This window comes from Pseudoflavonifractor sp. 60 (assembly GCF_009911645.1).
GTDB lineage: Bacteria > Bacillota > Clostridia > Oscillospirales > Oscillospiraceae > Lawsonibacter.
The window spans coordinates 17107-29895 of record NZ_QWKI01000073.1; the positions used below are offsets into that span (position 1 = coordinate 17107).

The following is a 12789-nucleotide window of genomic DNA, read 5'->3' on the forward strand; positions in this document are numbered from 1 at the left end:
ACATCTGAACTTGATATAAAACTGCCGCAGAGCCCCTGCGGCAGTTTTATTTTTGCGCAGGAGCCGTTTAAAAGGGGACCATTTTACCATGCAAATATTCAAAATGTTCTTTTACGGCCAGAAATTCTTCTTCCGCCTCTGAAAAGTGGAGGGCGATTGTACTGCATAGCCGGGCGCACGCAACAGCTTCGTCGGAACTCATACCATGGTCCTCAATGGATTTGTCCAATCCGATTTGCGCCATACGAAATTCAGCCCCAAGTGAAGCCAGCATTTGTGCAGATTCTAGTAATCTTGTTCTGTTGTGGATTCTCATTTTGCTCTATACACCATCCTTATTTGATATTATAAAGTGATATCACTTAACTGTCAAATGAACGCATACAACTTGCTGATAATAGAGTAAAATATAGCTATCAGCTGACTGAAGGATGATGTATATGGCAACTGATAAGCGAGTGTTCACATTAAGACTGACGGATGAAGTCTTTGATAAAATTGGAATCCTCTCAACGGGTGAGCATCGGTCTATGACAAACTACATTGAGTATGTCCTCTTGCAGCATTTGCAGGAGTATGAGAAGGAGCATGGCCCCATCAAATTGGATCAATAAAAGCCAGGGAGTCATCCCTGGCTTTCTCAATGGCTCAGTTCTCCTGTTGCCGGCAGCAAAGACTCCTTAATTTTTCTTAACCCTATTCTAATTTCTCCAAAAATCTGCTATAATCAACTGACACACAATTTTCAACGGTGGAGGGCCTATGGAACGACTGGAGGAACTGAAAAAACGGCTGAAGGAGCGCAGTCCGGAGCTGGAGCTGCGGGAGCGCGAGCCCATGTCCAGATATACCACCTTCCGCATCGGTGGTCCGGCGGTGCTGATGGCCCTGCCCAGGAACATGGAGCAGGTGCAGACGGTGGTCCGGGAGGCCAAAGCATTGGAGGTGGAGCCCTTTTTCCTGGGAAATGGCTCTAACCTGCTGGTGGCGGACAAGGGGTACAGCGGCTTTGTGGTAAAGCTGACAGGGGAGTTCGAGGAGATCTGCTTTGAGACTGCCCCCAAAAACGGAAAGCCGCTCTTAACCGCGGGAGGGGCCGTACTGCTGTCCAAGCTGTCTCAAACCGCGCTGCATTGGGAACTGACCGGACTGGAATTTGCCCAAGGTATTCCAGGCAGCGTAGGCGGAGCCATTACGATGAATGCCGGGGCCTACGGCGGGGAAATTTCCCAAAATCTAATCTGGGTCTGTGGGCTGGACCGGAATGGGGAGGAACAGAATTTCCGTGCTTCGGAGTGTGATTTCAGCTATCGGAAGAGCATCTTTTCCGGCGGAGGCTTTCTCATTGTTGAGGCTCTGTTCCAGCTGGAGCCAGGGGACCCCTCTGCCATCAAGGCACGCATGGACCAGCTGGCCGTCCAGCGCCGGGAAAAGCAGCCCCTGGAGTACCCCAGCGCCGGGTCCATGTTTAAGCGTCCGCCGGGATACTTTGCCGCCGCCCTCATCGACCAGTGCGGGTTAAAAGGATTTTCTGTGGGCGGGGCCCAGGTGTCGGAAAAGCACGCCGGGTTCGTGGTCAACCGGGGGGGCGCCACCTGTGCGGACGTGCTGGAGCTGGTGGACCAGGTGAAGGAGCGGGTCCTGGCCCAGACCGGCGTGGAGCTGGAGATGGAGGTCAAGGTGCTGAAATGAAGCTGAGTGAACGGTACCCGGTGGGCATTTATGCCGTCCGGGAGAAAACCACCCTGCTGGTCCCGACGGTGGGGATCAAGTGCGCCTCCCACGCGGCCCGGAAGCTGCCCTGGCCGCCCCGGGCGGAGGAGCTGGGCGCGGCGGTGCTGGAGCTGCTGGAAGAGTTGAAAGCGGGGCGCATCCAGTATGACCCGGAGGGCAAGGGTTACTGGTTCCAGCCGGGCCTCCGGAGCTGGAAGGCCTTCCAGGCGGCGTCCTCTTTGGTTGACGTGAGGCTGAGGGGGCCGGAGCTGTCGATAACCCGGTGGGACGGCCGCTCCGAGCGGGGATTTGTCCCGGAGCTGGAGCCCTGCACGGTGCTCCCGGAGGGCATCAGCGCCCAAGGGCTGGGGGAGGCCGTTCTGGCGGTCCTTCTCCCGCTGGTGGAAAAGGAGCGGGGAGCGCAGCTCCCCAAAACGTGATACAAAAGAGAGTGATACCATGGAGTTTATCATCATTTCCGGTATGTCCGGGGCGGGAAAGAGCAAGGCGGCCTCCTTTATGGAGGACATGGACTATTTCTGCGTGGACAATCTGCCCCCGCCGCTGATCCCCAAGTTTGCCGAGCTGGGTATGGCGGGGTCGGGGGAGTATGACCGGGTTGCCCTGGTGACCGACATCCGGTCCGGGACCAACTTTGACGGCCTGTTCCACGCCCTGGACGCCCTGGAGGGGATGAAGTGCGCCTACCGCATTTTGTTCATTGAGGCATCGGAGGAGACCATCATCCGCCGCTATAAGGAGTCCCGCCGGTCCCACCCCCTGGCGGAGGAGACGGACAGCCTGGAGCAGGCCATTGCGTTGGAGCAAGAGATGCTGGCCCCTCTGCGGGAGCGGGCGGACAAGATCATCAATACCACCAACCTGTCCACCGCTAAGCTGAAGGGCGTGCTGCGGCAGATGTTTGGCCGGGCGGGGACGGCAGAGGGCCGCATGGAGGTGCGGGTGACCTCCTTCGGCTTTAAGCACGGGGTTCCCATGGAGGCCGACCTGGTCTTTGACGCCCGGTTCCTCCCCAATCCCTTTTACGTCACCGAGCTGCGGCCCCTCACCGGCCTGGACACCGGGGTACGAGACCATGTGTTCCAGAACGGCCAGGGGGCGGAGTTTTTAGCCCGCCTGTGGGAGCTGGTGGGCTGGCTGCTCCCCCGGTATGAGGAGGAGGGGAAGACCGCGCTGGTCATCTCCATCGGCTGCACCGGAGGCCACCACCGTTCGGTGGCCATCGCCCACGCCCTGGGGGAGAAGATCAGGGCCCAGGGCTGGCCGGTGACCGAGAGCCACCGGGATATGGGCCGGAATTAAGGAGGGTTTTCTATGGCATCCATCTATGAACAGATCAGGGCGGCCATCCAGCCGGACGGCACTCTGCCGGGAGAGTTTTCCATCCAGCCCCCGCCGGAGGAGGAAGGCGGGCTGCGGTTTGTGGAGGGGGCCCGGGACGGCATCACCTTCTACCACCTTGGGGGCGGCGGAAATCCGGAGCTGCTAGCACAGCTGGAGGAGATAACCCGGCTGGCCGCCGGAGGCGGGGACTATGAGGCTGTGGAGCCCAAGCTGGCCGCCTGCTTCGGGGGGGACGACGGGCTTTTGAGCAGCGTGGACGATCTCCAGCAGTGGATCATCGACCACCGGGAGGAGCTGGACCCCAGCCGTCTGTTCAGCTTTGCCAACGCGGTACTTCTCCACAGCGCCAGTCTGGGGGCGGTGAAGTACGCCCTGGCGGTGCTGGAGCTGCTGGCCTCCGCCCAGGGGACGTGGCAGGAGACGGTGCGCACCCTGGCTCTGGCGGAGGAGCTGACCTTATACTGCGCCTTTGTAGCCGGGCACTGGGAGAACCGGAATGAGGAGCTCTTTGCCATTGCCCAAAAGGTGCGAGGCTGGGGCCGGGTTCACGCTGTCCGGATGCTGGAGCCCGCCAGCCAGGAGATGAAGGACTGGCTGCTGGACGAGGGGTGGCAGAATGATATCCTGCCCTCCTATACAGCTCTGGCCTGTGCCCAGGGGGGCGGACTGCGCCGGCGGCTGGAAGAGGAGACGCTGTCCCGGGGGCAGCTGGACGCGGCGGACGGGCTGATCCGGGCCCTGCTGGACGAGGGGCCGGTGCGGAACATCTCACTGATGGAGGACGCGGAGGACCTGCTGCTGGCCTGGCTGGACCAGCTGGAGCGGGCGGAGTTCAACGAGGAGGACCAGAGGACCCTGCGGTGCCTGCGGGAGGAGTTCGGAGACCAAGACTGGCCGCGTGTGCAGGAGCGTCTGGGGCGGATGGAGGTGTAGACCGTGACCGAGCCGGAAGAGCTGTATGAGAGCATCGCCCGCCTGAAGGAAAAGGGCGTGATAGTAAATACCTACAACGGTACTGGGGACCTGTTTGACCCGGACAACGGTGCATTGAGTGATTTGATCGAGTACATCTATGTTTGGTACTCCAGGAACCGTCCGGACTGGCTGGAGGCCCTTTACCAGGTGATGACATGGCAGTTTGAGACGTTCCACGAGGGAGCCGGCGGGTATTATGAGAATTTTTATGGTACTTCTCCCCGCGAGCTCCAGGTGAAAACGGCGGACTACCTGCGGGACAACGGTTATACCGAGGTGGAGGCCCAGTACCGTCAGGGCCTGGAGGCCACCGTAGAGGGCGTTTTTGGAGGGGCGGCCAGCGCCTTCGAGGAGTGGATGGACGGGCATGAGGAGGCGGTGTGGCGCTTCTGCCTGGACGTCCTGGAGCAGCACAGAGGGGACTGGCCGGAAGCGAGGAAACGGGATGAGTGAAGCATACCCAACCCTTCAGCAGTGGGAGCGGGGCCCTAAGATCGTGGCCATCGGCGGCGGGACAGGGCTGTCCACCATGCTGCGGGGCCTGAAAAAATATACCCAGAACCTCACCGCCGTGGTCACCGTTGCCGACGACGGCGGCGGGTCCGGGATGCTGCGCCAGGACCTGGGGATGCCTCCGCCGGGGGACATCCGCCACTGCATGGAGGCCCTGGCCAACACCGAGCCTATTATGGAACGGCTGCTCACCTACCGCTTCTCTGAGGGTACTCTGGCGGGACAGTCCTTCGGGAACCTGCTGCTGGCCGCTCTCAACGGCGTGATCGGCTCCTTCGAGGAGGCGGTGGCCGAGATGAGCCACGTTCTGGCCATCACAGGGCAGGTCATCCCGGTGACCAGCGCCGATGTACAGCTGGAGGCCGTCTTTGAGAACGGCGCCCGAGTGGTGGGGGAGTCCCAGATCGCCGCGGTGAAGAAGGAGCAGGACTGTCGGATTCACCACGTGTCGCTGATTCCGGAGCACCCTAAGGCCACCCCCGCCGCCCTGGAGGCCATCGGGGAGGCGGACCTGATCCTGCTGGGCCCGGGGAGCCTGTACACCAGCATCATTCCCAATCTGCTGGTAGAGGGGGTAGCCCAGGCGGTGGCCCGGTCGGACGCGCCGAAGATTTATGTCTGCAACATCATGACCCAGGACGGGGAGACGGAGGGCTATACCGCCGCCGATCACCTGGAGGCCCTGCTGGTCCACGGCGCGCCCGGTCTGCTGGACCTGTGCCTGGCCAACTCCGCCCCGGTGCGCCCGGGACTGCTGGAGAAGTACCTGGAGGAGGACGCCGTTCCTCTGGCGGTGGACCGGGAGCGCATTGCCAAGCTGGGCCTGGAGCTGGTGGAGCGGCCAGTGTCCTCAGAGAACGGCGACTATGCCCGCCACGACCCGGACCGGCTGGCCCAGGCCATTTTGGAGATCTATCGAAGCCGGGCGGTGCGTATTTTCCGGGGAGACCGGCGGTACATATTGGAGGAGTAACTATGTCCTTTGCGGGAGACGTGAAAACACAGCTGTGCCGGATTCCTCTCAGCCGGAAGTGCTGCGCCCAGGCGGAGGCCTACGGGGTTCTGCTCTATTGCAACACCTTCAGCGCCAGTCAGGCCCGCATTGTCACTGAGAACGAGGTATTTGCCCAGCGGCTGCCTGTGCTGTTTCAAAAGGCCTTCAAGCTCACCTTCGACCGCCTGCCCCAGGGGGACGGCAAACAGGTCTTCGCCCTGGAGGTTCCAGAAAAGCTGGAGGTCATCCACCATACCTTCGGGTCCGACCCCCGAGTTGTGGCCCTCCATGTCAACTTCGCCCTGCTGGAGGAGAGCTGCTGCCGGGCGGCCTTTTTGCGGGGGGCCTTTCTGGCGGGGGGGTCCGTCACCGATCCCAGGAAGGGCTACCATCTGGAGCTGGCCACCTCCCACCACAGCGTCAGCCGGGAGGTGCTGGCCCTGATGCGGGAGCTGGACCAGGAGCCCAAGTCCGCCCAGCGCAAGGGGAATACGGTGATTTATTTCAAGCAGAGCGACAAAATCGAGGATTTCCTCACCTGTATCGGCGCCCCCCTGGCGGCGATGGAGGTGATGAACGCCAAGCTGGAGCGGGACCTGCGGGGCAAGGTGAACCGGCGGGTTAACTGCGACGCCGCCAACCTGGACAAGTCGGTGGAGGCCGCCATGTCCCAGGTGGAGGCCATCCGGCGGCTGGAGCGGGAGGGCGTGCTCATAACCCTGCCGGACAAGCTGCGGGAGGCGGCGGCCCTGCGCCTGGCCCACCCGGAGGACACCCTGTCCCAGCTGGCCCAGCGCTGCGACCCGCCGGTCACCAAGTCCGCCCTCAATCACCGCCTGCGCAAGCTGGTGGAGTTGGGGAGGGAGTGAGACGGTGGCGTGGTATTTTATGGTGGACACCTACATTGACAAGGAGCGGGGCCGGGGCGAGTATGACGATTACATCCGCCAGGTCAGGCCCATTGTAGAGGCGCACGGGGGCAGATACCTGGTGAGGACCGAGTGCGTCAGCCATCTGAGTGGAGAACGGACGCCCCAGCGGGTCATTGTCGTTCGGTTTGACACCAGGGAACAGCTGGATTGCTGCTTTTCCTCGCCGGAATACAGGGCTGTCATGTCGAAACGGGCCGAAAGCGTGGACAGCCGGGCGATTATTGCGGAGGGATTGGAGTGAGTGGACCCATCGGAGAGGGAAACGGTGAATATAGGGGTCTGCCCCTGGAAGAGACTGGACGGGACGAATTTCGGTATGGTTATTGTGGCGTATGCGGCGGCGCATGGGTACTGGTAAAAAGGGAGGAAAGCGGCCTGTGGCATTATGTGCGTCTGGGTTATGTCAGTGAGTCGAGGAGATTCCATACACTGGAACAGTGCCTGGACGAGGCCTGCGAGGACATTCTGCGCTCTAAATATTAGGAGCGGGGGATTGTCTTTTGCCGAAGCGGCAATATAAGAGCAGCGGGCAGAGGATTGCCGTCAAAGGCAACCCTTTTGTCTTTAAACATCAATAAACATCAATCAAAGGAGAAAATCATGTTAAACTGTACCTTCCGCCCCGCCGTCCCCGGCGACGAGGGCGTTATTTTAAATTTTATCCGCGCCCTGGCGGAGTATGAGCATATGCCCGACCAGGTGATTGCAACCCCTGAGCTGCTGGAGGAGTGGCTCTTTGAGAAGCGGAAGGCGGAGGTGATCTTTGCCGTCGCGGAGGGGAGAGAGGTGGGCTTCGCCCTGTTTTTCCACAACTTTTCCACCTGGCTGGGCCGGGCGGGGATCTACCTGGAGGACCTGTTTGTTCTGCCGGAGGAGCGGGGCCGGGGCTATGGAAAGGCTCTGCTGAAGGAGCTGGCCCGAATCACGGTGAAACGGGGCTGCGGGCGGCTGGAGTGGGCCTGTCTGGACTGGAACCAGCCCTCCATTGACTTCTACACCAAACGGATGCACGCCGTTCCCATGGATGAGTGGACGGTGTACCGTCTGACTGGAAAAAACCTGGAAGAGGCGGCACAGCCCTGATGGTCAGCGGAAAAACGGAGTTTTTCATCAAGAAAAGAGGGGCCGCCCGGCGAGGGCACAAATGAGAGGAGGCGCGCGCCATGTCCTTTGTCCACTTACATCTCCACACGGAGTACTCCCTTTTGGACGGAGTCTGCCGCATTGAAAAGCTGGTGCAGCGGGTCAAGGAGCTGGGCCAGGAGGCGGTGGCCATTACGGACCACGGCTGTATGTACGGTGCGGTGGATTTCTACCGGGCCTGTAAGAAGGAGGGGATCAAGCCCATTATTGGCTGCGAGGTCTATATGGCTCCTCTGGGGCGGACCCGGTTCCAGCAGGTGCGGGAGCTGGACCTGAAGGCCCGCCATTTGGTGCTGCTGTGCCGGAACGAAGAGGGATACCGCAACCTGTCCTATCTGGCGTCCAAGGCCTATCTGGAGGGCTTTTACAACCGGCCCCGCATTGACATGGACCTGCTGCGGGAGCACTGCGGCGGTCTGATTGCCTGCTCGGCCTGTGTGTCGGGGGAGATTCCCACGCTGCTGCTGGCGGGGGAGTACGACAAGGCCAGGGAGGTGGCCCTGGAAATGCGCACCCTTTTCGGGGAGGACGGCTACTATTTGGAGCTCCAGGACCACGGCCTACCTAAGCAGAAGAAGGTGAATGAGGAACTGATTCGCCTCAGTCAGGAGACGGGTATCCCATTGATTGCCACCAACGACGCCCACTACCTGCGCCGGGAGGACGCCCAGCTCCAGGATATCCTCATGTGCATTCAGATGGACAAGACTTTGGACGACCCCGACCGGATGCGCTTTGATACCCAGGAGTTCTATGTAAAATCGGAGGCGGAGATGGCCGCCCTCTTCCCGGACCATCCAGAGGCCCTGGAGAACACCGCCAAAATCGCGGCGCTGTGCAATGTGGACTTCGAGTTTGGCAAGTACCACCTGCCCCAGTTCCAGCTCCCCGAGGGCTGGACGGACGGGGACGCCTACTTTGAGCAGCTGTGCCGGAAGGGCTTTGCCTGGCGCTACCCCAGTCCGACCCCGGAGCAGCAGAAGCGTCTGGACTATGAGATGGCCATGATCCGTCAGATGGGCTTTGTGGACTACTTCCTCATTGTCCACGACTTTGTGGCCTACGCCAAGGGCCAGGGCATTCCGGTGGGACCGGGCCGGGGCTCGGGGGCGGGGTCCATGGTGGCCTACTGTTTGAATATCACCAATGTGGACCCCATGCGGTACGGCCTGTTCTTTGAGCGCTTCCTCAATCCGGAGCGGGTCTCCATGCCCGACCTGGACATTGATTTCTGTACCCGGCGGCGGCAGGAGGTCATCGACTATGTGAAGGGGAAGTACGGCGAGGACCACGTGGCCCAGATCGTCACCTTCAATACCCTCCAGGCCAAGGCGGCGGTGAAGGACGTGGGCCGGACCATGGGCATCGACTATCAGGAGCGGGACCGGCTGTCCAAGCTGATCCCCAACAACGCCTCCATCGCGGAGGCCCTGACCCTGTCCAAGCAGCTGAAGGAGTCCTGTGACCAGGACCCCCAGATCAAAAAGCTGCTGGATTCGGCCATCGCCCTGGAAGGTACGCCCCGAAACGCCTCCGTCCACCCCGCCGGCGTGGTCATAACCCGGCGTCCGGTGGTGGAGTATGTGCCTCTGGCCGCCTCCAAGGACGGTCAGCCTGTGACTCAATATGAGGCCGTCCCCCTGGAGGAGCTGGGCCTGCTGAAGATGGACTTCCTGGCCCTGCGCAACCTGACCACGCTGGACGACGCGGCCAAGATGATCCAGCGGAAGGAGCCCTCGTTTACCATTCAGTCTATCCCGGAAAACGACCCAGAGACCATGGAGATGCTCTCCGAGGGCAAGACGGCGGGGGTGTTTCAGATGGAGTCGGCGGGGATGACCGGCGTGTGTGTCGGCCTCAGGCCCCAGACGGTGGAGGATATTACCGCCATCATTGCCCTCTATCGCCCCGGCCCCATGTCCTCCATTCCCAAGTTTACCGAGAGCAAGCACAATCCGGATAAAATCACCTACCGCCATCCCTCCCTGGAGCCCATCCTGGCCAATACCTACGGCTGTATTGTGTACCAGGAGCAGGTCATTCAGATTTTCCAGGACCTGGCGGGTTACTCCGTGGGCCAGGCCGACAATGTGCGCCGGGCTATGTCCAAGAAGAAGGCCAAGGATATCCAGCGGGAGCGGGAGGCTTTCCTCCACGGCGACCCGGCCCGAAACATCGACGGCTGCCGGAAGCGCGGAGTCCCGGAGGACGCGGCCCAGGCCATCTACGACGACATCTCCGACTTTGCCGAGTACGCGTTTAACAAGTCCCACTCTCTGGTCTACGCCATTGTCAGCTACCAGACCGCCTACCTCAAGTGCCACTATCCCAAGGAGTACATGGCGGCCCTGCTCACTTCGGTGCTGAACGACGGCAAGCGGGTTGCCAAGTACATCGCCGCCTGCCGGGATATGGGCATTCAGATCCTCCCCCCCAACGTGAACCAGTCGGGCGCCGACTTTACCGTGGTGGAGGAGGGGATCCGCTTCGGACTGGTGGCCCTGAAGGGGGTTGGCCAGGGGGTCATCGACGGTTTGCTGGCGGAGCGGGAGCAGAGCGGTCCTTTTACCGACTTTATGGACTTCTGCAGCCGGCTCTTTGACCAGATGACCAACCGGCGGATGATTGAGAGCCTGATTAAAAGCGGGGCCTTTGACGCCATGGGCTGCCGCCGGTCCCAGCTGATGCAGGTCTACAATCAGGTGCTGGACGGCATTGCCGCGGCCCGGAAGCGGAATCTGGAGGGGCAGCTGGACCTGTTTGGCATACGCGGCGGAGAGGAGGACGTCTCCCTGCCCCCGCTGATTCTCCCCGACCTGCCCGAGTACACCGCCCAGGAGCTGATGAATATGGAGAAGGAGATCACCGGGCTCTACCTCAGTGGACACCCTATGGAGCAGTACCGGCAGATTGCCAAGGCCAGCGGGGCGGTGACCATCGGCTCCATTCTGGAGGACTGCGAGGAGGCGGGGGGGCCCCGCGTCTACCGGGATGGACAGCGGGTGTCCATCGCAGGGGTGATCTCTTCTTACCGCACCCGCACCACCCGCAACAACACCCTTATGGCGTATGTGAATCTGGAGGACGACACCGCTTCCATGGAGCTGGTGTGCTTCTCCCGGACCCTGGGCGAGAGCGGCGGCTATATTAAGGAGAATGTGGCCATCCTGGCGGAGGGAAAAATATCCCTGCGGGACGAGAAGGAGCCCCAGCTGACGGTGGACGCCATCCGGCCTCTCTCGGCGCTGGAGAGCGTCCAGGAGGCCAGCGCTCAGACCCTCTATCTGCGCCTGCCCAGCCGGGAGGACCCCGTGCTGCGGAGGGTTCGGCTGGCTCTGTCCTTCTTCCCTGGGGAGAGTCAGGTGAAGCTGTATTTTGTGGACTGTAAAAAGCTGGTGGGGGGCCGGTGTGAGATCCATCCCGCTCTGCTCCAGGACCTGCGGGAACGGCTGGGAGAGATGAATGTGGTTGTGAAGTAGAGAGGTGAGACCATGGCTCTGTTGAATGAGCTGCGTCAGTTCAATCTATATTCTGTTATTCTGCGGCTGACGCTGGCGGTGCTCTTTGGCGGAATCATTGGTGTCAACCGGGAGCATAAGCACCGGCCAGCGGGCTTTCGTACCTATATGATGGTGTGCATGGGGGCTGCGCTGACCATGGTGCTGGGGCAGTACCAGTATGCCGCCCTGAGCACACTGTGGGCGGACGCCCAGCGGGAGGTGGGCATGATTGCCGACGTAACCCGCCTGGGGGCCCAAGTCATCAATGGGATTGGTTTTCTGGGGACGGGCACCATTCTGGTGACGGAGCAGCGGGAGGTCAAGGGCCTGACCACAGCGGCGGGCCTCTGGGCCACGGCCTGTGTAGGGCTGGCTGTGGGGGCCGGCTTCTATGAGGGGGTCCTGCTGGGCTTCCTGTCCATTTTCCTGTGCATTGAGGTGCTACCCTATGTGGAGGAGTTCGCTCTGGCCCGGTCCCGGAACATGAACCTGTACGTGGAGCTGGAGACCCTGGAGCAGGTGCGGGAATTTATCGCGCAGGTGAAGGAACTGAACATCCAGGTCTATGATATGGAGTTGGAGCGCCAGCGGAAGGCGGAGGAGCAGGAGCAGGTCAGTGTGGTCTTTTACCTCCGCCTGCCCAAGCACCAGACCCATACCAAGGTGCTGACCCAACTGGCCTACAGCCCTGCGGTGAAGGCCATCGACGAGATATAGGGGGTGGGGACTATGCTGAATGGATTGCATTTTTTGCGTCAGCCCGATTTGCTGGGCATGACGGTGCGGGTTCTGCTGGCTCTGGTATGCAGCGGACTCATCGGTCTGGAGCGATCCAACAAGCGCCGCCCCGCCGGATTTCGGACCCATATCCTCATTTGCCTGGGGGCGGCCATGACCACCGCCACCAGCCAGTATATGTATGTGGTGATGCGCTACCCCATCAGTATGAGCCGTATGGGGGCCCAGGTCATTGCCGGGGTCAGTTTCATCGGTACCGGGGCCATTATTATGACCAAGTGGCGCCGGGTTCGGGGCCTGACCACCGCAGCGGGACTGTGGGTGGTGGCCATCGTGGGGCTGTGCTGCGGCGCGGGCTTCTATGAGGGGGCGGTCTACGCCACCTTCCTGGTGCTGGTGGCAGAGGTGTTCTTCTCCAAGCTGGAGTACAGCCTGGTGCGTCGGGACCGGCTTGTCAACGTGTATATTGAGTACGCCAAGCCCTCCTGTCTAGAGGAGATGGTCTCCCGCTGCCATATCCTGGGGGCGAAGATTGTGGATGTGGAGATTACGAAAAAGAGCGATAAGGGAGGGAACTCCTGCGCCGTGTTCGCCCTACGTTCCCGTCAGGGGGCCGGCCGGGAGGATATCCTGCGGGAGCTTGCGGGAATCGAGGGCGTGCTCACCGTGGTAGAGACCTGACGGTCTTCTGTGTCCTCACTGGACGGGCCTTCTGTTCTTTGAAAAGAAACTTTTCCCTCGCTCTGGCAGTTTGATGGTAACTTTGAGTCCGCCCCCCGGTAACATGAGACGATATAGGGCGGGTTGAATTTAATGATTATGGACGGCGTCAGCTGTCATGTCCTCCCTTTTTTCTTGTGTTGCACTTCATATGATAATCTTTCCACCCCCTTTGCCAAAGGGGGCAAGCGGCTTC

At 61.0% G+C, this 12789-nt stretch carries 15 protein-coding genes; 14 read left to right on the plus strand and 1 reads right to left on the minus strand.

Going from position 1 to position 12789, the window contains the following annotated elements:
* Positions 1-67: 67 nt before the first annotated feature.
* On the minus strand, positions 68-316 hold the full coding sequence (locus tag D1646_RS08175; RefSeq protein WP_160635988.1) for a hypothetical protein: 249 nt from the start codon (positions 314-316) through the stop codon (positions 68-70).
* Positions 317-440: 124 nt separating this feature from the next.
* Here D1646_RS08175 and D1646_RS22665 point away from each other — a divergent pair, with 124 nt between their 5' ends.
* The 14 genes from D1646_RS22665 to D1646_RS08240 all read left to right on the plus strand — a co-directional run bounded on the left by D1646_RS22665 (position 441) and on the right by D1646_RS08240 (position 12554).
* Entirely contained in the window at positions 441-614 is a 174-nt protein-coding gene (locus D1646_RS22665) for a hypothetical protein (RefSeq protein WP_201754600.1), read from the plus strand.
* Between the two features lie 148 nt (positions 615-762).
* Positions 763-1692 (plus strand): UDP-N-acetylmuramate dehydrogenase, encoded by a 930-nt coding sequence (gene murB / locus D1646_RS08180; protein WP_160635989.1) that lies wholly within the window; start codon positions 763-765, stop codon positions 1690-1692.
* Positions 1689-2153: a hypothetical protein gene (locus D1646_RS08185; protein WP_160635990.1), complete on the plus strand. Its 465-nt coding sequence runs from the start codon at positions 1689-1691 to the stop codon at positions 2151-2153. The genes murB and D1646_RS08185 overlap by 4 nt, the downstream gene beginning before the upstream one ends.
* A gap of 19 nt (positions 2154-2172) precedes the next feature.
* On the plus strand, positions 2173-3036 hold the full coding sequence (gene rapZ / locus D1646_RS08190) for an RNase adapter RapZ (protein ID WP_160635991.1): 864 nt from the start codon (positions 2173-2175) through the stop codon (positions 3034-3036).
* A 12-nt stretch (positions 3037-3048) separates the two neighbouring features.
* Positions 3049-4011 carry a hypothetical protein gene (locus D1646_RS08195; RefSeq protein ID WP_160635992.1) on the plus strand — a complete coding sequence of 321 codons (963 nt, stop codon included), beginning with the start codon at positions 3049-3051 and terminating at the stop codon, positions 4009-4011.
* Between the two features lie 3 nt (positions 4012-4014).
* A complete protein-coding gene (locus D1646_RS08200; RefSeq protein ID WP_160635993.1) occupies positions 4015-4506 on the plus strand; it encodes a hypothetical protein in 492 nt (163 codons plus the stop codon).
* On the plus strand, positions 4499-5539 hold the full coding sequence (locus D1646_RS08205) for a gluconeogenesis factor YvcK family protein (protein ID WP_160635994.1): 1041 nt from the start codon (positions 4499-4501) through the stop codon (positions 5537-5539). The genes D1646_RS08200 and D1646_RS08205 overlap by 8 nt, the downstream gene beginning before the upstream one ends.
* A 2-nt stretch (positions 5540-5541) precedes the next feature.
* Positions 5542-6429, plus strand: coding sequence for a DNA-binding protein WhiA (gene whiA / locus D1646_RS08210; RefSeq protein WP_160635995.1), 888 nt, complete (start codon positions 5542-5544; stop codon positions 6427-6429).
* A 4-nt stretch (positions 6430-6433) separates the two neighbouring features.
* On the plus strand, positions 6434-6733 hold the full coding sequence (locus D1646_RS08215; RefSeq protein WP_347565164.1) for a DUF1330 domain-containing protein: 300 nt from the start codon (positions 6434-6436) through the stop codon (positions 6731-6733).
* Complete coding sequence (locus D1646_RS08220) at positions 6730-6975, plus strand: hypothetical protein (RefSeq protein WP_160635996.1); 246 nt, start codon at positions 6730-6732, stop codon at positions 6973-6975. Before D1646_RS08215 ends, D1646_RS08220 begins: the two co-directional genes overlap by 4 nt.
* A gap of 117 nt (positions 6976-7092) precedes the next feature.
* Entirely contained in the window at positions 7093-7575 is a 483-nt protein-coding gene (locus D1646_RS08225; RefSeq protein WP_160635997.1) for a GNAT family N-acetyltransferase, read from the plus strand.
* An 80-nt stretch (positions 7576-7655) separates the two neighbouring features.
* Positions 7656-11114: a DNA polymerase III subunit alpha gene (locus tag D1646_RS08230; protein WP_160635998.1), complete on the plus strand. Its 3459-nt coding sequence runs from the start codon at positions 7656-7658 to the stop codon at positions 11112-11114.
* 12 nt (positions 11115-11126) lie between these two features.
* Positions 11127-11852: an MgtC/SapB family protein gene (locus D1646_RS08235; protein WP_160635999.1), complete on the plus strand. Its 726-nt coding sequence runs from the start codon at positions 11127-11129 to the stop codon at positions 11850-11852.
* A gap of 12 nt (positions 11853-11864) precedes the next feature.
* Positions 11865-12554, plus strand: coding sequence for an MgtC/SapB family protein (locus D1646_RS08240; protein WP_160636000.1), 690 nt, complete (start codon positions 11865-11867; stop codon positions 12552-12554).
* Positions 12555-12789: the final 235 nt, after the last annotated feature.